The sequence below is a fragment of the Mycetocola sp. BIGb0189 genome, from assembly GCF_024810155.1.
Classification (GTDB): Bacteria; Actinomycetota; Actinomycetes; order Actinomycetales; family Microbacteriaceae; genus Mycetocola; species Mycetocola lacteus.
The window spans coordinates 1-20,790 of the sequence record NZ_JANUED010000006.1 but is presented as its reverse complement, the minus strand read 5'-3'; the positions used below and the strand labels follow the sequence as shown (position 1 = coordinate 20,790).

Sequence of the window (20,790 nt, the reverse complement as noted above, 5' to 3'; positions counted from 1 at the left end):
ACCACTACAGCCACGAATCCGGCACGCCTACGACCACGGCGACAGCTACACCTACAGCTACAGCTACAGCCACAGCAACAGCAACAGCCACGAATCCGGCTACTTCCACCGTGAGTTTCGTCTGTCGGTGCCGGCAATAGCGGGAGCATCCGGGCCGATGCTTTCACCGATCTGATCCAAAAAGCGCACGACGGCGGCCCGCTCGGCCGGGTTTAGTGATTCGGCCGCGGCAAGCATGCGCTCATGTCTACCGCTCAGGGTGCTGCGCACCTCACGGTGGGTCTGGGTGCTGGCCTCAAGCAGGATCGCCCGACCATCCACCGGATGCGGCAAACGACGAAGGTGCCCCGAGGCCTCCAGCCGATCGGTGAGTTTGGTCGTCGAGGCCGAGGATATCCCCAGATGATCGGCAAGTCTTTTCCCCGTAACCGGTTCGTCACGACCGGCGGCGGCGATCAGGAATCGGAGGGCTGCCATATCGGTCTCCCCCATTCCCATCTCCCGTCGGGTTTCCCGGCGCATGGCCTCGTCGCGTTCACGCCAACGTCGCAGCGCCCGCAAAACCCCGACCGGTCCAACCGTTTCGGTGCCCGACTCGGCACCCATCGCGGTCCGCGCGTCCCGACCGGAACGAGAATCGGCAGCGGTGTCCTCGTCAGCAGCCCACTTGGGAACCGCACCCTCGGGAACCGCACCTCCGGTATTAGCACCGGGTTCAGCGGGAGCGCCCGCCGCGATTGAGACGTCGAGGTCACCCACACCGGATTCGCTCGCTCCGGGATCTGCCACAACGGGTTCACTTCCCGAAGCACTCCGCCCCGTGGACCCTGGCGCGGGCGCTGTGGACGCCTCGTCCTGCAGATACCAATAGGGGGCGTTCATGAGGTCCAAAAGTTTGGGGACGGGATGCGAAATGCACTGATCACATGATACCGTCAACTCATTAGCTAGCCTAGCTAGTTATTTAATCCGGGAGGCACAACGATGAATGCACCGCTAGGTCACACCCTCGTTCGAGCAACACCCGCCGGGACGGCCGCACCCACGGCATCGTCCACGGAGGAGGAGTCAACCGCCGCGTCGTCCGCGCGCGAACGGCATCGACTCGCCCGGATTAGGTCCGTGACTGGCGACCCGAATGCACGTCATGGGCACAGCCACCTCCCCGGGGGCGCGATCCAGAATCACGATGAACGTGCACTGCTCGTTTCCGTGGACGGTGGAATCCCCTCCCCCCAGACCGCCATCACCGATGGCGCAGCACGCGTCGAGCATGCGCTCCCCTCGGACTCCGAGCTGGGTGCGCTGCTCGACGCCGGCTACGATCAGGACGGGCTCGACAGCGTTTGCACCTGCGACATCCCGCCACGAGTGAGCGAGCTGAGCCACCGCGTGGAAACCACACTTTCGGCCTTCCTGCAGGATGGTCTGGCCAAGAGTCGCCGGATGGACGCCTCCTATCCCCCGCTCTGGGCGGGGCTAACCCAGGCGCTCACCGGGGGCAAGCGCATCCGCCCGCGCCTGGTCCTCGGTGCGTATCTGGCTCTGGCCGCAGAGGACGCCGTGCCGGAGGGCATCAAACCAGCACTCGAGAGCGGCGTCGCCGGCGACCCGACCCAGACACGGCCCGCGGCCGCCAGCTCCGCCACCGCCGCTGCCAATGCCACTGCCACTGCCACTGCCACTGCCGCTGCCGCTGCGACGGACTCTCGGCTGAGCGCCCTGGTGGCGACGGCCGCCGCGCAGGAACTGCTGCACGGGGCATTTGTGGTGCACGATGACATCATCGACGGCGATCTGCTGCGTCGAGGCAAGCCCAACCTGACCGGGGCCATCCTCGCCGAGCACCCGCTGCGCGAGTCCGATCCGGCGCGGGCCCGCCGCGACGCCGAGTCCTCGGCCATCATCGGCGGAGATCTGCTACTCAGCGCCGCCCAGCGACACATCGCGCTCCTCGACGTGGACACCCGGATCCGGCATCGCCTGCTCGATCTGTTTGACGAAGCCGTACACATCACCGCGGGCGGCGAACACGCCGATGTGAGTCTCGCCGCGCTGGAATCCGGATCCCCGTCGATCACACGCATCCTCAACATGACCGAGCATAAGACGGCCAGTTACACCTTCTCGGTCCCGCTGCGTGCGGGGGCGGTCCTCGCCGGGGCGGATGAAAATCTCCTGGGGGCACTGGATGAGGTCGCCCGGGCCCTCGGCCTGGCGTTCCAGCTGCAGGATGATCACCTCGGGGTTTTTGGGGAGAGCGCCCGCACCGGTAAGAGCATCACCGCCGATCTGTCCTCGGGCAAAAACACCGCGCTGGTCTCGCTCGCCCGTGATAGCACCGCCTGGCCACTGATTGTCGCCCTGCAACACGCCCCCGAATCGGCGAGCGCCGCCCAGTGGGAGCAGGTGCGTTCCGAGCTGGTGCGCGCCGGGGTGCGCGAGCGTCATGATGCGCTGGTGGCCGATGCCACCCGGCGAGCCCAAGCCGCGACCCTGTCCCCCGCGTTACCGCCACGGTTGCGCAGTTACCTTACATCCGTCATTATCGAGCTCGGGGGACGTGATGTTTAGTCTGCGACTCCTGGCAACAGCGCCCGTTCCCACCCAGATTGAGCCCGTGACCCCCACCTCCGAACACTCAGACAGCGGCACACAGCCCGCAGCGACCCCGCCCGAGGCTCCGCGGAGTCGGCGTCCGTCCGCGCCCGCGCGCACCCCGGAGACCGGGCTCGACCTCTACAATCGGGTCGCGACCGAGAACAGTGTGCACCTCCTCAGCCGCTACTCAAGCTCATTCGGTGCCGCGAGCCTCCTGCTGCCTGGTCGCATGCGCACCCGAATTGCCGCGATCTACGCGCTGGTGCGGGTAGCCGATGAGATTGTGGATGGGCCCGGTGAGAGCGCCGGACTCAGCACGGCGGAGTGTGCGCAGACCCTGGACGCCCTGGAGGCCGAGACCGAACACGCCCTGGACACCGGATTCTCCAGCAACCTGGTGGTACACGCGTTTGCCCAGACCGCCCGTGCCGCCGGTTTCGGAACCGAACTGACGCGACCGTTTTTTGCCTCCATGCGCATGGATCTCGAGCAAAACGTGCACGATCAGGCGAGTATCGACACCTATATCTATGGTTCGGCGGAGGTCATCGGGCTGATGTGCACGGCGGTATTCTGCCAGGACTCCCGCGTGGATCCGCAGCGCCCCGAAATTGTGGATGCCGCCCGGGCGCTGGGCGCAGCCTTCCAGAAAATCAACTTCCTGCGCGATCTGGGCAGCGATCTGGACGCGCTGGGGCGTAACTATTTCCCGGGGATCAACGTGGCTCTGCTGACAGCGCGAGATCGTGACACCATCATCGCCGATATCGATGGCGACCTGGCCCGCGCGCGGGCGGGCATTGGCCTTCTCCCGCGGGTGAGCCGCCCGGCGGTGATCTGCGCGACCGAGCTGTTTGCAACCCTGACCCGCAAGATGGGAGCCGTTCCCGCGCGGGAGCTGCTGCGCCGCCGCATCCGCGTGAGCAACCCCCATAAGGTGGTGATCGCGCTGCGCGCCCTGGTTGTCGGCCGGTTCCTGCCCTTCCGCGGCGGGCGGTAGCCCGGAGCTCGCTCGCCCCGTTCTACGACCGCTCTCCCTCGGCCATCCGCCACCACTCAACGATTGGACCCCTCCTTGTCCGAGACCGCACAGCCCGACACCTCCGCAGGGCACCCCCAGCATGCCGTGGTGATCGGGGGTGGCGTGGCCGGGTTGGCCACCGCCGGGCTGCTGGCCCGTGACGGATACCGGGTCACCCTGGTGGAGCAAAATGCCCAGGTGGGTGGGCGTGCTGGTTCCTGGAGCGCCGAGGGCTTCCGCTTTGATACCGGACCCTCCTGGTACCTGATGCCCGAGGTGTTTGATCACTTCTTCGCGATGATGGGGTCCAGCACCGCCGCCGAGCTCGACCTGGAAACCCTGGACCCGGGTTATCGGGTGATCTTCGAAAAGGATCACGAGGCCGTGGACATCCGCGCCCAGCGGGACGCCAACCGGGCACTGTTTGAGCGGCTGGAACCGGGGTCCGGGCCCGCGTTTGACCGCTATCTGGCCTCGGCTGAACAGACTCTGGAGCTTGCCACCCGGTCCTTCCTCTACACCAACTTCGAAAACCTCTCGGCTTTTTCCAGTCGCGCGGTCATCGCCCGCGCGGGCACACTCGTTCGTCTACTGACCCGATCTCTGCACGCGTTTGCGCGCGACCACTTCACGGATTCGCGGATCCTGCGGATACTCGGCTACCCGGCGGTGTTTCTGGGGTCCTCGCCGTTTCAGGCCCCGGCGATCTATCACCTGATGAGTGGCCTGGACCTGAACGGCGGAGTGCAGTACCCGCGCGGCGGTTTCACCGAGCTGGTGCAGGCGCTCGCGCGACTGGCACACTCCGCCGGGGTCACGATCCTCACCGACACCCGGGTACGGGAAATTACCACGGCACCGGGCGGCCGCCGGGCACGCGCCACCGGGGTGATCATCGAGCGCGGCGACGAGACCTCCAGAATTGAGGCGGACATTGTGGTGTCCGCGGCGGATCTGCACCACACCGAGACACAGCTTCTTCCTCCGGCACTGCGGTCCCGGCCCGAGCGCTCCTGGAAACGCACGGTCCCCGGTCCCGGCACGGTTCTGGTGTTCCTCGGCATCCGCGGGGAGATTCCCGAGCTCGCGCACCACACCCTGCTGTTTACCGAGGACTGGGAGGGTAACTTCCAACGAATCGACGCCCCGGCACCCGCCCCCGGGGAGCCCTGGCTGCCCGATCAGACCTCGCTGTATGTGTGTCATCCCTCGGCCTCGGATGCCAGCGTGGCACCGCCGGGCCACAGCAACCTGTTTGTTCTGGTGCCCGCGCCCTCCAACCCCGATCTGGGCGGCGAAGGCGATGCGGAGGTTGAGCGGATCACCGATGCGGCGATCGACCAGATCGCCACCTGGGCGAAGATCCCCGACCTGCGCGAGCGGATTTTGGTGCGCCGCAGCATCGGCCCGCGTGATTTCGAACGGGACTTCAACGCCTGGCGCGGAACCGCACTGGGCCTTGCCCACACCACCGCACAGAGCGCGTTCTTCCGCGGCAAAAACGTCTCCTCCAAGGTGTCCGGGCTGTACTACGCCGGGGCCACCACGGTTCCGGGCATCGGGTTGCCGATGTGCCTGATTAGCGCCGAGCTGGTTCTCAAGCGCCTGCGCGGAGACCGTAGCAGCGCGCCGCTGCCCGAGCCCGCCCGCACACTCGGCGATCGCGACACCGCATGACCGGCGCCTACGCCCTCGCACTGCTGATCTCGATCGGCGGTCTCGCCCTGATCGACCTGCGCCACAAGCTGTTTTTCTGGGCCTCCCCGATTCGCGCCGCGCTGACCCTGACCGCCGGCCTGGTCGCGTTCATCGCCTGGGACCTGTGGGCGATCCACGCGGGCATCTTCTTCCGTGGTGACAGCCCGCTGCTGTTGCACTGGAACCTCGCACCCGAGTTCCCGGTGGAGGAGATCCTGTTCCTCACCCTGCTCTGCTATTCGGCGATGATCCTCTACACCCTGGGGGCCAGACTACTCACCCGCATCCGCACCCGTCGGAGCGCGGCCGCATGATGTACTGGCAGATCTGTGCGGTCGTGCTGGCCGGCGGGCTGGGGGTGTTTGCCCTCACCCGTTCCGGAGGTGCCCGGGTCTCACTCGGCGCGGCGGCCATTTCCCTGGCCGGGCTGACCGTGGCGACCGCGATCTTTGACAACATCATGATCGCGCTGGGCCTCTTCGACTACAACCGCGACACCCTGCTCGGTCTCAACATCGGCAACGCCCCAATCGAGGACTTCACCTATCCACTGCTCGCGCTGCTGATCCTGCCCGGTGTCTGGCTCGCGCCGGGCACGCTCAGTAACGCCGACTGGCGGACGATACTGCGCTCCTCCCGGCCGGTGTCCTGGATCAACACCGCCTATCCGTTTGCGGCGGCCATGCTGATCACCCGCGGCACCGTGGATGGCGAACTCATCGTGGGCACGCTGTTTTTCCTGATCCCCTACAACCTGCTGATGTACGGGGTGAACGACGTCTTCGACTATGAGTCCGACCTGCGTAATCCGCGCAAGGGTGGCATCGAGGGCGCGGTGCTCGAGCGCCGACTGCACCGGCCGGTTCTGTGGACCGGCGCGCTGCTCGCGCTGCCCGGCTTTGTGTACCTACTCGCGGTGGGCAGTCCCCTCTCCGGGCTGCTCCTGATCCTGTGTGTCGCCGGCGTGCTCGCCTACTCGGTCCCGCCGTTGCGTACCAAGGAGCGCGCGGTGGCCGACTCGGTCACCTCAAGCCTGCACTTTGTGGGCCCGGCGATCGTGGGTCTCGCTCTCGCCGGTGCGCAGTGGACCCCGGCGCTGATCTGCCTCCTGGTGGCGTTTTTCCTCTGGGGTGCCGCCAGCCACCTGTTTGGGGCCGTCCAGGATGTGGAGGCCGACCGCGCCGCCGAGATCTCATCCTCGGCCACCGCCTGGGGTGCCCGGGCGGCGGCGCGGGTGTCCGTGCTGCTCTATCTCGCGGCGGGAATCGCGGCCCTCGGCATCCCCGGTTGGGGCCGGCTCTCGGCGCTCCTGGTGATCCCGTACCTGATCGTGACCCTGCCCTCCTGGAACATCACCGATGCCACCGCCGAGAGCGCCAACCGTGGCTGGCGACGCTTCCTGCTGCTCAATCAGTTCACCGGGTTTGTGATCACGATGCTGCTGATCCAGTTCGCGCTGGCCACCGTGCAGGCCTAGCCCGAACGCCCCACCCTCCAGTACCCGCAAAACATGATCCGGTCCTTGGGGACCCCTCGGGACACCCACTCGCGGCGCACCCCGGTCGCCAGCGCCGACTCCCCCACCACCCAGCCGAAAAATCCCTCGACGGGCAGTGGCACATCCGCGGCGATGGTGCGGGCCAGCACGCCGGGCACCGCATGCGGGTCCTCGCGCACCAACCAGCGCACCGAGATGCCACGCGGAGCCGCCAGCACACGTCGATCCTCCTCGGCGGGAATCTCCAGCAGGGCGGTGCCGCGCACGTGCGCCGGGAGGGCCGCCAGGACCCCCTCGGCGGCGGGCAGTCCGCTCTCATCGGCGACCAGCAGGACGTGGGAGATCCCGGTGGGCAGGGCGAATCCGGTACCCTCGTCCAGGATCGCAACCTCATCCCCCGGCACGCAGTTCTGGGCCCAGGCCGAGGCCACCCCCGCCGCCCCGACTCCGTGCACCACAAAATCGATATCGATCTCGGGACCGTCCGGCCCCGCGGCTCGATACTCGCGGATCGTATAGGCGCGCAGCACCGGGCGCTGGTCTCCGCGGGCACTCGCCAAAAAGCGCGCATAGGATCCGAGAGACAGGGTGCTCGGGACCGCCGCCAGGTCGCCACCGTTTTGCGGAAGGAAGAGGCGCACCCACTGATCGTGGCCCAGCGGGACAAACGATTCGATGTCACCACGCCCCAGGGTCACCCGGATGAAGTGCGGCGAAATCTGCTCACGGGCGAGCACCTCCAGGCCCACCGCTCCGGTGGTGCTGGGGCGAACCCGGGTGCTGCGAATATTTGTACGTGCCATGCGCGAACCCTTCACTAGTTAGTACAGCCTAACCTTAATTAACATCGTTGCCGAGTGTCCCCCAATTGGTAGGCACCCGGTTCGGGGTATTGACCGGGTCTCGCGCGCGCGGTGAGATGGCTCAAGAAGATTGCGAGACGATGATGCCCCATCCCCCCATCACCGCCCCGGATCCCGGCGCACTCATCCCCGAGACCCCGGTGTCCAGGCGATGGATCGCCGCATTCACGCTGGCCTGGTTCGGTTACTGGATGGCCAGCCTGGTGCCACTTCAACTCCTGCTCCCCAGCCAGTTTCAGGCCCTGAACCCCGGTGACAAGGTCCGCGATCTGGCCATCACCAACGGCGTGGCCGGGGTCGTGGCCCTGGTGACCCTGCCGGTTTTTGGAGCGCTATGCGACCGCACCATCTCGCGCTTTGGCCGGCGCCGCCTGTGGATCGCCGGAGGCGCGTTTGTGGGTGCCCTGGCCGTAGCCCTGGTGGGCGAGCAGACGAGCACCGGCGGGGTGGTCCTGTGGTGGGCGGTGGCCACCGCGGGGGCCAGCGCGATGATGGGTGGTCTGACCGCGGTCATCGCCGACCGGGTCCCCGAGCGCCAGCGCGGCATCCTCTCGAGTGCGATCTATGGGCCGCAGGCGCTCGGCGTGGTGATCGGCATCGCCGCCGTGACCCTGTTTGCCCTGCAGCTGCGCACCGCGTATCAGCTGCTGGGGATCGCCCTGGTGCTGTGTGCGATCCCGTTTGTCTGGATTCACCGCGAGCGCCGTGGCATGCGCACACCCCCGCTGACCTTCTCGGCAATCGCCTCGGGTCTCTGGGTCAACCCGCGTCGGCACCCCGAGTTTGCCTGGGCGTTCGGGAGCCGCACGCTGGTCAACCTGGCCAACTCACTGGGCACCTGCTACATGCTCTTTTTCCTCACCGACGGCCTGCAGATGGACAGCCCCGAGGATGCGCTGCTGATCGTCACCCTGGTGTATCTGGCCGCCGCCCTCGCCTTCACCTACCTGGCCGGACTCTACTCGGATCGGACCGGCCGCCAGCGCGGGGTCCTGATTATCGCCGGCCTGGCTCAGGCCCTCGCGGCGGCGCTGCTGGTCTTCGCCCCGAGCTTTGTGATGGCGATCATCGCCGCCGCGTTTATCGGAGGAGGCTTCGGGGCGTCGATGTCGGTGGGCCAGGCGGTGGTGACCCGGGTACTCCCCGACGCCGAGAACCGCGCCAAGGACCTGGGCATCATGAACATCGGCCTGGTGGTGCCCACCACGATCGCCCCGCTGATCGCGGCGATCCTGATCACCACCAGCGGCGGCTACACCCTGCTGTTCGCGGCCACCGCGGTGTTCGCGCTCGGCGGGGTGTGGATGATCACCCGGCTTAGGAGTATCCGCTAGGAACTGGGACGCGGCTAGCGGTGCAGCTGCACCCAGATCGCCTTCTCCCGAGTCCACTGCTCAAACGCGCGCAGCGACTTCTCGACCCCGCCGAAGCCGGACTCGCCCCAGCCGCCAAACGGGCTGGTGAGGTCGCCCTCGCTGTAGGAGTTGATCGAGACCACCCCGGCGCGGATCGAGCGGGCCACACCCAGGGCCCGATCGATGTTCGATGACCAAACCGACGCGGCCAGGCCGTAGGGGGTGTCGTTGGCCAGCGCGATTGCCTCGGCCTCGGTGGTGAAGGTCTGGATCGTGACGATCGGCCCAAACAGCTCCTCGCTCAGGATCCGCGCATCGGCGGGCACCTGGTCCAGGACGGTGGGGGTTACATAGTGCCCACCCGGAATCACCGGGACCTCCTCGCCGCCGAGCAGCACGCGGGCACCGCCCGCCCGAGCCTCCTCGACCACCGCGAGCATCCGCCGGGCCGCGGCACCGTTGATCACCGGACCGATATCGGTGTTCGGGTCCTCGGGATCGCCGACCCGCAGCGCACGCGCGGCGGCGACAAACCGACGGGTGAACTCCTCGGCGATCGAGGCCTCCACCAGGATCCGTGACCCGGCCGTGCAGTTCTGCCCGGCGGTCACAAACGCACACTCGAGGGCCTGGGAAATCAGATCCTCCCCGTAGCCCAGCGCATCGGCGAAGATGACCTGCGGACTCTTGCCCCCCATCTCCAGCGAGACCCGCTTGAGGTTGGTTTCGGCGGCCGCGGCGAGGATCACTCGACCGGTGCGGGTCGACCCGGTGAAGGAGAGCGCGCCGATGCGCGGGTCTCGGGCGAGCGCCGCCCCGGTCTCGGATCCGGTTCCCGGCAGCACCCGCAGCACGCCGGCGGGGATCCCCGCCTCGAGCGCGAGCCTTTCCACGTGCAGCACCGAGCGCGGGGTGGTGTCGGCGGGCTTCAAGATCAGGGAGTTGCCCACGGCGAGCGCCGGGGCAATCTTCCAGGCGGCCATCGCCAGCGGATAGTTCCAGGGCAGGATCGCGGCGACCACGCCGAAGGGCTCGCGCTCGGTCAGGGCGATCACGCCCGGGCCCGCCGGGGTGGTCTGCCCGGTGAGCTTGTCCACGGCCTCGGCGAACCAGCGGATCGATTCGATTGCCCCGGGGACGTCGTTTTCCACGCACTCGCGGATCGGCTTGCCCGCGTCCTCACACTCGAGCCGGGCCAGCACATCGGCGTCGCGCTGCATGAGGTCGGCCAGGCGCAGCAGCGCCGCCGCCCGCTCCCGAGGCTCCAACCCCGACCAGACTCCGGAGGCGTAGACGCGCTCGGCGTCGCGGGCATGCTCGGAAACCTCGGCGGCCGAGACCGCGGGGATCGGGGTATCGCCGGCCGATCCGTCTCGGGGGCGCAGGAGGGGCAGGGTGGCGGGCTGAGTCACGGAGGGGTCCTTCGGGTTGGTGGGTATGGGCGGGTGCGGGTGCGGGTGCGGGTGCGGGTGCGGGCTGACGCTAGGGTTGGGTGAGCTCGGGATGGGCCTCGCCCTCGGCGAGCCGCCAGCCGGTCTCGGTCCGGACGATATCGCCGCGAGCGGCAAGTTCACGAACAAACTTCGCCATGCCCCGATCCCCGCGCTTGCGGAACATCGGCAGCAGGCGCGGCAGCACGTTGGGCATCGTCATGACCGCGCGCAGCAGGCGCGATTCGCCGATCCGCGGATAGGCCTCGAGTCGCGGCCGATCCAGCAGGCTCATCATGGCCTTGGCAACGCGTTCGGGCGGCTGGGGCGGATCCTGGAACTGGAGCGAGTTGCCCCCCTCGATCGCCTCCTGGCGGAGCATCCGGGTGTCGGTGGCCGAGGGCAGCACCGACCCGACCCGGATCCCGCGCGCGGCCAGGTCGAGGCCGATCGAGAGCATTGCCCCGCGCAGCCCAAACTTCGAGGCCGTATAGATCGGGGTTTCCCCGAGCGGGAAGACTCCGCCGAGCGACACCGTGGAGATGATCCGCGGATCCCCCGCACGCTCCAGCAGCGGGATGGCCAGCCGGGTGAGCACCAGCGGGGCCGTGAGGTTGACCGTGAGCTCGCGCTCGATGCTCTCCACGCTGCGCTCGGCAAAGCGCTCCGAGGAGGTCATTCCGGCATTGTTGACCAGCACGTCGATGCGGCCAAAGGTGTCCTCGATGTGCGCGATCAGCTCCTCCACCAGGTCCCGCTTGGTCAGGTCGCAGCCGAGTCCCACGTGGGCACCCCCGGCGGCCGGATGCACGGGGAGGGTGGCCGCCTGGGTCACCGCACGTTCGGCCCGAATATCCACCAGAATCACCCGGGCCCCCAGCGGCGCGATCCGGCGTGCCAGGGACATGCCGATGTCCCCGGCCCCACCGGTGATCACGATCACCTTGCCCGCATAGTTATAGGCCATCTCAGCGCACCCGTTCCCGGGCCGATCGCGCGGATGTCTTGGCTGATCCGCCGGTGGGCGTAGTCGCCCTCGGGTCCCACCCCATCTGGGTGAAGAGCTTGCGTAGGTGCGAGGTCAGCGCGTGGGAGTCCACGTAGCCGCGGTGACGCGGGGAGCGGTCAAACTTCACCCCGCCACTCAGATCGGGCCGTTCGGTGCGGATCAGGAAGGCGAAGCGGGCGGCGCTGTCGGCCCCGTTCGCGCGGGCGGCCAGATAGTTGGCGATCAGCTGGGCCTGCAGGTCAAACACCTGGTAGGCACCACTGTTGGTCTCCACATACCCGACCCCGAAGAGCCCGGCGTGCTCGCGCGAGAACGAGCTGAGGTAGAGGTCGGGGTGCTGGGGATCACCGAAATACTCCTGCCCGTGCGGGACCAGGTGGCGGTAGCCGGTGGCCAGCAGGATCAGGTCAAAGTCCTCGCTGCGCCCATCGGTGAAGGTAACGGTTTTGCCCGCGGTGGTCTTGATCCCCGGCCGCGCCTCAATGTCGCCGTGCTGCAGGTGGTGCCAGAGCATCGAGTTCAGCACCGGATGGGTTTCAAACAGCCGATGGTCGGGCTTTTGCAGGCCCAGCCGTTCGGGCTTACCCATCAGCAGGCGCAGCATCGAGCCAAACACCGCCTGCTCGACCCGCTTGGGCAGGTGCGGTCCGTTTTCGGCAAACACGTCCACTGGCTGGCCGAAGATGTGTTTGGGGATGAACCAGTAGCCCCGGCGCATGCTGATCACCGCCCGGTCGGCGCTGCGGGCCGCGTCGCAGGCGATATCGCAGCCGGAGTTTCCCGCGCCCACCACCAGCACCCGCTTGCCCTCGAACTCGTGCGGGCTGCGGTAGGTCAGCGTGTGACGCACCTCGCCGCTGAAGGTGCCGGGGATCTCGGGCTCATTGGGGAACCACTGGGCACCGGTGCAGGAGACCACGTTATCGTGCCTGGTCGCGGTCCCGTCGGCGCGCTCGACCAGCCAGGATCCGTCCTCCAGCTTGGTGATGTTTTTCACCGTCACCCCGAACTCGATCCTCTCGGTCAGCCCGTAGGCGTCGGCGAAGGCGCGCAGATAGGCGAGGATATCGCGGTGGGGCGGATAGTCGGCATAGGTGTCGGGCATCGGAAAACCGTCGAACCCGGAGAGGGTACGGCTGGAGATAAAGTGCGCCGACTCGTACATGGGGGTGCCCGGGGCATCGATATCCCAGACCCCGCCGGTGGCGGTATGGCGCTCGATCTGCGTATACGGGAGCCCGTGCTGGGCGAGAGCCCGGGCGACCGCCAGGCCGGCCGGGCCCGCGCCGATCACGCAGGTGTCGTGCAGATTCTTGGGGAGGGCTGCAGTGCTCATCGTGACTCCAATCGGGCCGGCGACCACGTCCTCGTGGACGCCTGCAGCCACGCTATCGCCGCGACACCCCGATTTCGCGGGCCCCGACGGACCAATAGCGGACTCTAGCGGCCAGTGCTAGTGTCTGTTCATGGCCGATTTGATCCCCCGAGGCACCACGCCGACCCCACCCGCGGGCGCGATCTCGGCCACCATCGCGCCCAATATCCTGCGCTATCTGGCTCGGGTATCCGGGGAGCTCGGCGTCACCCTAGGCGACGCCCTGGACCGCGTCGGCCTGACCCCGGATCTCCTGGACAGTCCCGAGCTGCGGGTCTCCTTTCGCCAGGGAGACGCGGTCATTCGCGCGGCGCTCACGCGCAGCCCCCGCGCGGACCTGGGCCTCCTGGTGGGCACCGCGCAGCACATCGCCGCCTCGGGACCGGTGGGGTTTGGGATGATGACGGCCCCCACGCTGATCGACGCGATCCGGCTGGGTATCGAGTTTCAAAACCTGGCCGGGTCGATGGTGGTGTGGAGCGTGCGCGAGGATGACACCCACACCCATGTGCGCGCCGAGCTCACGGCGGTTTCGGCCGACGATCCGGTGGGCCGGTTTCTGATCGAGGAGGGCATCGCCAACATCACCCAAATGGTGCGCACGGCACTCGACCCGGGTTTTGATCCGGCCCGGGTGAGCTTTGCCTGTGCACAGCCCGCGTATGCCGCCGAGTATCGCGCGCTCCTTCGCTGTCCGGTGACCTTCGGCGCGCCCCACACCGAGTGGACGCTGCCTACCGGATGGCCCGCGCGCATGCTCCCCGGTGCCGATCCCTGGGTTCATGCCCAGATGCGCGCCCTGCTGAGCGAGCTGACCATCCGCATCGGAGATCGACAGGAACTCTATCGGCTCCTGGAAGCCCGGATCGCCCGCGCGCTGCCCGAGATTCCGGCAATCGGCGCGGCCGCCCGCGCGCTCCACCTGACCGAGCGGACCCTGCGCCGCCGTCTCGCCGAACTCGGCACCACCTTTGCGGAGATTGTCGACGGGGTGCGCCGCGAACGCGCGCTGCACCTCCTGGAGGAAAACGTGCTTCCGCTGATCCAGATCAGCGCGGAGCTGGGGTTCGCGGATGAGCGCTCGCTGCGCCGTGCGTGCGTGCGCTGGACGGGGCTCTCCCCCGCGCGGCTCCGCGGCGAGCGGGGCTAAGACTGGGCCGGCGGCGCGACTAACGTATCGGCTGCGCGGCGCGCGGGGCTAGTGCAGCAGCACGGCCTTGAGGATCGCGATCCCCGCACACGCGACCGCGAGTCCAATCCCGGTCAGCAGCGAGCGCAGCGAGGCCTTCTTATTACGCAGGTGCCCCAGCACCAGGCCGAGGAACCCCATTCGCACCACGGTCACCGCAATCGCCAGACCCAGCGCCAGCGGGGCCGAGATCCAGCCCCAGGCCGCGGCCGCGAGCAGCAGCGCGGGGGTTGTGGTCGCCGAGACGATGGGCAGGGCGTTGCGCAGCTCGTGCCGCACCATCTCACGGCTGGGTTTGGCGTCATAGCGCACCCGCTCGCCGAGCGATTCGGCAAAGGTGTGCGCGAGGTACGTGGTGAATCCGGTGGCCAGCACGATGACCGCCGCCCGGCCGTGCGCAACCTCGTCGGGATGCTGGCTCACCAGCGCGGCCAGAACCAGCAGGTTTCCGTAGACGTAGGCGGAGATTCGAGTGGCGGCATCGGATCGGGACAGCTCGGAACGGTTCTTGCGCATTCCCCTATTCTCCCGCAGGTTTGGCCGCCCACGGACGCCCGGGCGCACGAACGTGCCCGGGGCGACTCCAGCGCGGCCCCACCCCGGGCACGGGTACGAACCTAGGCCGCGGTGATCCCCTGAGCGGCATAGCGCTCGTGGATCGGAGCGCTCAGGCTGGCATGTGCGCCACGGGCGATCTCGTCGGCGAGGGACTCGTGAGCGCCGGCCTCCAGATCGGTGTAGATGTTGTTGACCACGTCGCGCGGGTCACCCTTGGGCACGTCCAGGGCCTGGATCATCGGGGTGTCGGTGTAGCCCAGGTGCGCGCCCAGAACCTGGGTTCCCTGGCTCGCCAGTTCCACCCGGAGTGAGTTGGTGGCACCCCAGAAAGCCGACTTGGTGGACGAGTAAACCCCCGGGATGCTGAAGAAGCTCAGCGCCGAGTGGACGTTGATGATCGCGCCGCCGCCGTGGCCGGCGAGCACCGGTGCATAGGCCTGAACCAGGGCGATCGGACCGAACACGTTGGTTTCGTAAATAGCCCGGACGTCCTCGGGGCTGGTGGCGAGCAGGGTGCCAAACTTCTCGATTCCCGCGTTGTTGATCAGCACGGTGGTGTCCCCGGTCTGCGCGAGCACGTAGGCGATCGAGGCGGGGTCGGTCACATCCAGGCGCAGCGGCACCACGCGGGCGTCATCCCAGGTACGCGGGGTGCGGGCGGTCGCGTAGACCTTGGCGGCGCCGCGGGCGAGGGCCTGCTCAACAAAGTGGACGCCGAGGCCTCCGTTGGCGCCGGTCACGAGAACTACGGCATTGGTCAGGGTGGTCATGGGGTTCTCCGATACATCAGGGCGAGACCATCTCGCTCACTTGGAAAACCAAACCTAGCATGCTGTGTTGGAAAATCAAACCGTGATGTATTCTGGAGTCATGAATCCGACCGGCCTGTACCCCGAAAGCCTGTGTCCGATTGCCCGCAGCCTGGATTTGCTGGGACAAAAATGGTCACTCATGATCGTGCGTGAAGCCGTGGCCGGGGCCACCCGCTTCGCCGACTTCCGCGCGATCGGCATCCCCAGCGATATCCTCACCAAGCGCCTCACCTCCCTGGTGGACGCCGGCGTGCTGGAGCGCCGCCCCTACCGCGAGGCCGGCGAGCGCGCCCGCGACGACTACCACCTCACCCCCGCGGGGATGGCCCTGCTCCCGGTGCTCTCGGCGCTGGTCGAGTGGGGCACCGATTACCTGCCGATCCCCGCCGGACGCACCTTGGAAAACGTCACCACCGATACCCATGAGGCCGTGCGCGTGGCCTACATCAACGATGCCGGCGAGATCATCAACCAGGATCGGGTGACCATCCAGACCATCCCCGCCGCCTAGACCCGGGCCCGGGCCCGGGTACAACAAAGGCCCCGTACTGTGTGTACGGGGCCTTCAGCTCTGCATGACTAGGCGGCTAGGGCGACGTCGGATCCCAGGGATACGGCGGTGTCCCAACCGCGGCGAACCTCGGCGAGGCCGCGGGTCTGCTCGGGGTAACCGAGGTGCAGGTGGGTGTTACGCCAGTCCAGCAGGGCGGCGGCGCGGGTCGCGGCGAAGTGGCCGGGACGAACGCCGCGAGCACGGGTGGCCGCGTGGAATCCGTCGAGGAAAAACGCGGTCGGCGGGCTCTGGTGGATACGGGTGTTGGTGTTCATGATTACTTCCTTTATGTCTGTGCCGGGCGTGCGACAACGCACCCTCCCGAATTTGTGTGTGCCGGGGCGGAGCCTCGCGGGGGCGGGCTGGCCAAATGGCGGCGGCTGCGGCGTCGGGCGGATCACGTCGGGGATCGCCTGCCGGGTGTGAATACTCGCGATATCGGATGTGGAGCAATCGGAAATACATCGGGTATTTCGATTGACCGGAATGTTCACGATCCGAAAGCGTCGGCGGGATCCTGCAACGGGACTCCGGCCGGATGGAGCCGATCACGCTAGAGGGGGCGTAGATCGCGTTCACATAACGCAGCAATAGATTAGCTTACGCGACTCAGTCCTCCCGCACAAGGGGTGATCTCGAATCTCCGGGTTCGGCGGCGAACAGATCTCCCCGCTCGTTCAGCGCGCCCTCGGCCGTCAGCTCCCACACTCGGTCGCAGTGGATCCGCGTCAGGAAGGCGTCATCATGACTCACCACCAGCAGCGCCCCACGATACTCGCTCAGTGCCTCGACCAGGCGATCCACACTCGCGAGGTCGAGGTTATTGGTGGGCTCATCGAGGATCAGCAGCTGGGCGGGAGGCTCGGCAAATAACAGCCGCGCCAGCGAGACGCGAAAACGCTCCCCGCCCGACAGGGTAGACACCGGACGATGCACCGCATCCCCGCGCAGGAGCATCCGCGCCAGGATGCCGCGAATCTCCCCGTCCGGAGTCTCGGGGGCTGCCAGGCGGAGGTTCTCCAGCGCGCTCGCCCCCTCGATGAGGCCGTCGAGACGCTGCGCCAGATACCCCACGCGATCGGTGAGCAGACGTGCCCGCCGCACGGCCGCGGAGTCCAGGAGCTCGCGCAGCAGCGTGGTTTTCCCCACCCCGTTGCCGCCGATCAGCGCAACCCGCTCGGGTCCCTGGATAACCAGGGTTCGCCCGGACAGCTCGAACTCGGCGATCCGCCGCGACCGCGCCACCCGGGGATCGGGCAACTCCAGGTGGATACTCTCCTCCCGGCGCACCCGCTCGGCCGCACGATCACGCGCCTCGGTGGCCGCCTCGACCCGGTTTTCCAGGTTGCCCCGCAGCTTGCCCGCCGACTCCTGCGCCTCGGAGGCGCGCTGATTCATCACGATCTTGTCGCCGCGACGCTGCTCGCTTGCCTTCTTCCCCGCGCGGAGCCGACGTGCCAGCAGGGTTTCGGCTTCCTGACGCTGACGCCGCTCCTTCCTAACCGCCAGGTCGGCGCTGCGCTCGGCCTGGATCGCGGCCGCCTGTTCCTGCTCATGGTGCGCCCGCCAGGCCGAATAGGGTCCACCAAACACGGTGAGGGAACCGGCGAAGAGTTCGGCGGTCTGCTCCATCCGATCCAGCAGCACGGTGTCGTGACTGACCACCACGAGGGTGCCCTGCCAGGTTTCGACCATCCGATAGAGGGTGTGCCGGGCATCGCGGTCCAGGTTATTGCTGGGCTCATCCAGCAGCGTGATCGGGGCCCGAGCCAGGCGCAGCCCGGCGATCGCGATGAGCATGGCCTCGCCGCCGGACACCGTGCCAATCCTCCGCTCCAGGTCGGTCTCGGGCAGCCCGCACTCGGCCAGGGCGCGGGACCCCTGGGCCTCGACATCCCAGCGGTCGCCGAGGACGTCGAAGTGGTGGGGATCCACATCCCCGGATTCGATCGCGCGGAAGGCGCGCAGCTGCGGCCCGATCCCCAGGACGTCGGCCAGGGTCGCGTCGGTATCCAGGGTCAGGGTTTGCGGCAGGTACCCCACCGCTCCCCCGGTCGCCACCCGACCCCGGGTCGGGGTCAGCTCCCCGGCGATGAGCCGGAGCAGGGTGGATTTTCCCGAGCCGTTGGTGCCGATCAGACCGGCGCGGCCGACCCCGATGGTGCCCGAGAGTCCGTCGAGGGTCACCGTCCCATCGGGCCTAGTCAGGCTCAGATCGAACAGCGAAATGGCGGGTTGAGGGTGCTGGGACATACGTTGTCCTTTCGTTATACCCGGGGCCTGTGGGCACATCCGGGCAGCGAGAAATGGATATCGCACACCAACGGGGGCACCCGGGCACCGCAAAGAGCGCGGCGGGGTGCGGGTGATGTGCGGACGGTAGACCGAGCACACGCAGCGATTCGAACGGGGAAAAACCCCGCGACACTCCCTAGAGTGCGCGCCCAGTGGAAATACCAAATGGGCGCGGATCAGGCACCCGGGGATCCCTCAGAAAAAGGGGATCAACCCTGGGGCTGCGCGCGCATGCCACCGCCGGGGCGGAGGCTAGGCCCTGTCGATCTCGTCGATTATCACCCCGGAACGCTAACACGCGTTCAAACTTCGGTCAACTAACACGGGCAAAAACGGGTACTCTGGAAGTTATGACTTCCCCCGACTCCGATACCATTCCCTTCTCCGAACTCGGACTGAGTGACTCGGTCCTGAAGGCCCTGAAGGACGTCGGGTACGAAACCCCCTCCGCAATTCAGGCCGCCACGATTCCCCCGCTGCTCGAGGGCCGCGACGTCGTAGGCCTTGCCCAGACCGGAACCGGAAAGACCGCTGCGTTCGCGCTGCCGATCCTTTCCCGGCTCGACCCGGACCAGAAAACCCCGCAGGCACTCGTGCTTGCGCCGACCCGTGAGCTCGCGCTGCAGGTGTGTGAGGCGTTCGAAAAGTACGCCGCCCACCAGCGCGGTGTCCGCGTCCTCCCCGTTTACGGTGGCCAGGGCTACGGCGTTCAGCTCTCCGCGCTGCGTCGCGGTGTACAGGTTGTTGTGGGTACCCCGGGTCGGATCATGGATCACCTCAACAAGGGCACCCTGGATCTCTCCGAGCTGCGATTCCTCGTACTCGATGAGGCCGACGAGATGCTGAAGATGGGTTTTGCCGAGGACGTGGAAACGATCCTCGCGGACACTCCGGATTCCAAGCAGGTGGCCCTGTTCTCGGCCACCATGCCCCAGGCAATCCGCCGCATCTCGGCACAGTACCTGAACGATCCCCAAGAGGTCACCATCAAGGGCAAGACCACCACGTCTGCCAACATCACCCAGCGCTACATGGTGGTGTCCTACGCCCAGAAGGTTGACGCCCTGACCCGAATTCTCGAAACCGAGAACTTCGAGGGCATGATCATCTTCACCCGCACCAAGAACGAGACCGAGACCCTGGCCGAGAAGCTGCGGGCTCGCGGATTCTCCGCCGCCGCGATCAACGGTGACATTGCTCAGGCTCAGCGTGAGCGCACCGTGAACCAGCTGAAGTCGGGCAAGCTCGACATCCTGGTTGCCACCGATGTGGCCGCACGAGGCCTGGACGTGGAGCGCATCAGCCACGTCATCAACTTCGACATCCCGGTGGACACCGAGTCCTACGTGCACCGCATCGGCCGCACCGGCCGTGCCGGTCGTACCGGTGACGCGATCTCGTTTGTCACCCCGCGCGAGCGTCGTCTGCTGACCGCGATTGAGCGGGCCACCCGCCAGCCGCTGACCCAGATGTCGCTGCCCAGCGTGGACGATGTGAACACCACCCGCCTGAGCCGCTTCGATGACTCGATCACCGCGGCGCTCGAGCAGACCAGCCGGATCGATCGCTTCCGCGACATCATCGCCCACTACGTCGAGCACCACGACGTTCCCGAGGCAGACGTTGCCGCGGCCCTCGCCGTGGTTGCCCAGGGTGAGACCCCGCTGCTGCTCAACGCCGAGGACGAGCGTGATGCCCGTCGTCGCGAGCGTGAGGCACGCGAGTTCAGCCGGGACGAGCGTGGCGGTCGCGACCGTGACGCCCGTGGCGGATCGCGTTTTGACCGGGACGACCGCGGAGACCGTGGCAACCGCTTTGACCGCGAGGAGCGCCGTCCGCGCAACTCCGGCGCACCGATGACCACCTACCGCATCGCCGTGGGTCGTCGTCACCGCGTCGAGCCGCGTCAGATCGTCGGTGCCCTGGCCAACGAGGGAGGACTGAACCGCGAGGACTTCGGCGCGATCCAGATCCGTCCGGACTTCTCCCTGGTGGAGCTGCCCGCCTCGATGCCCGCGGACACCCTGGACAAGCTGGCCGACACCCGCATCAGCGGCAAGCTGATCGAGATCCGTGCCGACCGTGGTGCCCCCGCCCGCCGGGAGAACCGCTTCGAGCGTGACAACCGTGAGGACCGCGGCGACCGCGGTGGCAGCTGGAACCGCGACCGCGCCCCGCGCGAGGATCGTGGCGACCGTGGCTTCGACCGCAAGCCCCGCCACTAGGCGCTAGCGCTCGTCGCTAACCGACCGTTGTCCGGCCTCGTGCCGGGCGATAGAACAGGCGGCACCCACTCAATCGAGTGGGTGCCGCCTGTTTTTCACTGTGCGGTGCCGGTGCTGATGCCGATGCCGATGCCGATGCCGATGCCGGGAGCGTGCGTCCTGGAGATGGCACGGCCGGGAGGGTACTCTCTTTTTCGCGGAGGGGGGGGGGGGGGTGGTGGTTTTATTTGATATGAAACAAAAACCCCCCCAAAACCCGCCGGGGGCGGCCCCGCGCCGGGCCCACCCCCGCCGGCGCCCCCCCCCCC

Annotated in this window: 18 protein-coding genes; 9 read left to right on the top strand and 9 right to left on the bottom strand. The window is 67.6% G+C overall.

The genetic code is table 11. The annotated features are described in order from the left end of the window. Positions 1–99: 99 nt before the first annotated feature. Positions 100–789, bottom strand: coding sequence for a MarR family winged helix-turn-helix transcriptional regulator (locus tag M2390_RS10370; RefSeq protein ID WP_259178532.1), 690 nt, complete (start codon positions 787–789; stop codon positions 100–102). A 333-nt stretch (positions 790–1,122) separates the two neighbouring features. Here M2390_RS10370 and M2390_RS10365 point away from each other — a divergent pair, with 333 nt between their 5' ends. From M2390_RS10365 to M2390_RS10345, 5 genes are all read left to right on the top strand, one after another. Further along, complete coding sequence (locus M2390_RS10365) at positions 1,123–2,574, top strand: polyprenyl synthetase family protein (protein ID WP_259178531.1); 1,452 nt, start codon at positions 1,123–1,125, stop codon at positions 2,572–2,574. A gap of 46 nt (positions 2,575–2,620) precedes the next feature. After that, positions 2,621–3,601, top strand: a complete 981-nt coding sequence (locus M2390_RS10360; RefSeq protein WP_259178529.1) for a phytoene/squalene synthase family protein — start codon at positions 2,621–2,623, stop codon at positions 3,599–3,601. Positions 3,602–3,676: 75 nt separating this feature from the next. Further along, the gene (gene crtI / locus M2390_RS10355) at positions 3,677–5,299 is read left to right on the top strand and encodes a phytoene desaturase family protein (protein ID WP_259178528.1); all 1,623 of its coding nucleotides are present in this window, start codon (positions 3,677–3,679) and stop codon (positions 5,297–5,299) included. Next, positions 5,296–5,634 (top strand): lycopene cyclase domain-containing protein, encoded by a 339-nt coding sequence (locus M2390_RS10350; protein WP_259178526.1) that lies wholly within the window; start codon positions 5,296–5,298, stop codon positions 5,632–5,634. Before crtI ends, M2390_RS10350 begins: the two co-directional genes overlap by 4 nt. Beyond that, positions 5,631–6,797, top strand: a complete 1,167-nt coding sequence (locus M2390_RS10345) for a prenyltransferase (protein WP_259178525.1) — start codon at positions 5,631–5,633, stop codon at positions 6,795–6,797. Before M2390_RS10350 ends, M2390_RS10345 begins: the two co-directional genes overlap by 4 nt. On the opposite strand, the gene M2390_RS10340 is transcribed toward M2390_RS10345, so the two are convergent. After that, on the bottom strand, positions 6,794–7,621 hold the full coding sequence (locus tag M2390_RS10340; protein ID WP_259178524.1) for a siderophore-interacting protein: 828 nt from the start codon (positions 7,619–7,621) through the stop codon (positions 6,794–6,796). The genes M2390_RS10345 and M2390_RS10340 overlap by 4 nt on opposite strands. 140 nt (positions 7,622–7,761) lie before the next feature. Between M2390_RS10340 and M2390_RS10335 the strand changes: the two genes are divergently transcribed. Further along, positions 7,762–9,015 (top strand): MFS transporter, encoded by a 1,254-nt coding sequence (locus M2390_RS10335; protein WP_259178523.1) that lies wholly within the window; start codon positions 7,762–7,764, stop codon positions 9,013–9,015. Positions 9,016–9,029: 14 nt separating this feature from the next. Here M2390_RS10335 and M2390_RS10330 read toward each other — a convergent pair whose 3' ends face one another. The 3 genes from M2390_RS10330 to M2390_RS10320 form a co-directional block, all read right to left on the bottom strand. Then, positions 9,030–10,448: an aldehyde dehydrogenase family protein gene (locus M2390_RS10330; RefSeq protein WP_259178520.1), complete on the bottom strand. Its 1,419-nt coding sequence runs from the start codon at positions 10,446–10,448 to the stop codon at positions 9,030–9,032. Positions 10,449–10,518: 70 nt separating this feature from the next. Further along, a complete protein-coding gene (locus tag M2390_RS10325) occupies positions 10,519–11,433 on the bottom strand; it encodes an SDR family oxidoreductase (RefSeq protein ID WP_259178519.1) in 915 nt (304 codons plus the stop codon). A 1-nt stretch (position 11,434) separates the two neighbouring features. Next, entirely contained in the window at positions 11,435–12,811 is a 1,377-nt protein-coding gene (locus tag M2390_RS10320; protein ID WP_259178517.1) for an NAD(P)/FAD-dependent oxidoreductase, read from the bottom strand. 130 nt (positions 12,812–12,941) lie between these two features. On the opposite strand from M2390_RS10320, the gene M2390_RS10315 reads away from it, so the two are divergent. Then, on the top strand, positions 12,942–14,000 hold the full coding sequence (locus M2390_RS10315) for an AraC family transcriptional regulator (RefSeq protein WP_259178516.1): 1,059 nt from the start codon (positions 12,942–12,944) through the stop codon (positions 13,998–14,000). A gap of 48 nt (positions 14,001–14,048) precedes the next feature. On the opposite strand, the gene M2390_RS10310 is transcribed toward M2390_RS10315, so the two are convergent. Together M2390_RS10310 and M2390_RS10305 are read right to left on the bottom strand one after the other, a co-directional pair. After that, positions 14,049–14,555, bottom strand: coding sequence for a hypothetical protein (locus tag M2390_RS10310; protein ID WP_051701496.1), 507 nt, complete (start codon positions 14,553–14,555; stop codon positions 14,049–14,051). Between the two features lie 101 nt (positions 14,556–14,656). Beyond that, positions 14,657–15,367 carry an SDR family oxidoreductase gene (locus M2390_RS10305; protein ID WP_259178514.1) on the bottom strand — a complete coding sequence of 237 codons (711 nt, stop codon included), beginning with the start codon at positions 15,365–15,367 and terminating at the stop codon, positions 14,657–14,659. A 100-nt stretch (positions 15,368–15,467) separates the two neighbouring features. Here M2390_RS10305 and M2390_RS10300 point away from each other — a divergent pair, with 100 nt between their 5' ends. Then, positions 15,468–15,920 carry a helix-turn-helix domain-containing protein gene (locus tag M2390_RS10300; RefSeq protein ID WP_259178513.1) on the top strand — a complete coding sequence of 151 codons (453 nt, stop codon included), beginning with the start codon at positions 15,468–15,470 and terminating at the stop codon, positions 15,918–15,920. Positions 15,921–15,988: 68 nt separating this feature from the next. On the opposite strand, the gene M2390_RS10295 is transcribed toward M2390_RS10300, so the two are convergent. Further along, positions 15,989–16,237: a hypothetical protein gene (locus tag M2390_RS10295; RefSeq protein ID WP_187976236.1), complete on the bottom strand. Its 249-nt coding sequence runs from the start codon at positions 16,235–16,237 to the stop codon at positions 15,989–15,991. A gap of 334 nt (positions 16,238–16,571) precedes the next feature. Beyond that, a complete protein-coding gene (locus tag M2390_RS10290) occupies positions 16,572–18,215 on the bottom strand; it encodes an ABC-F family ATP-binding cassette domain-containing protein (protein ID WP_259178512.1) in 1,644 nt (547 codons plus the stop codon). A gap of 392 nt (positions 18,216–18,607) precedes the next feature. Between M2390_RS10290 and M2390_RS10285 the strand changes: the two genes are divergently transcribed. Further along, positions 18,608–20,482, top strand: a complete 1,875-nt coding sequence (locus tag M2390_RS10285; RefSeq protein ID WP_259178511.1) for a DEAD/DEAH box helicase — start codon at positions 18,608–18,610, stop codon at positions 20,480–20,482. The last annotated feature ends 308 nt before the right edge of the window (positions 20,483–20,790 follow it).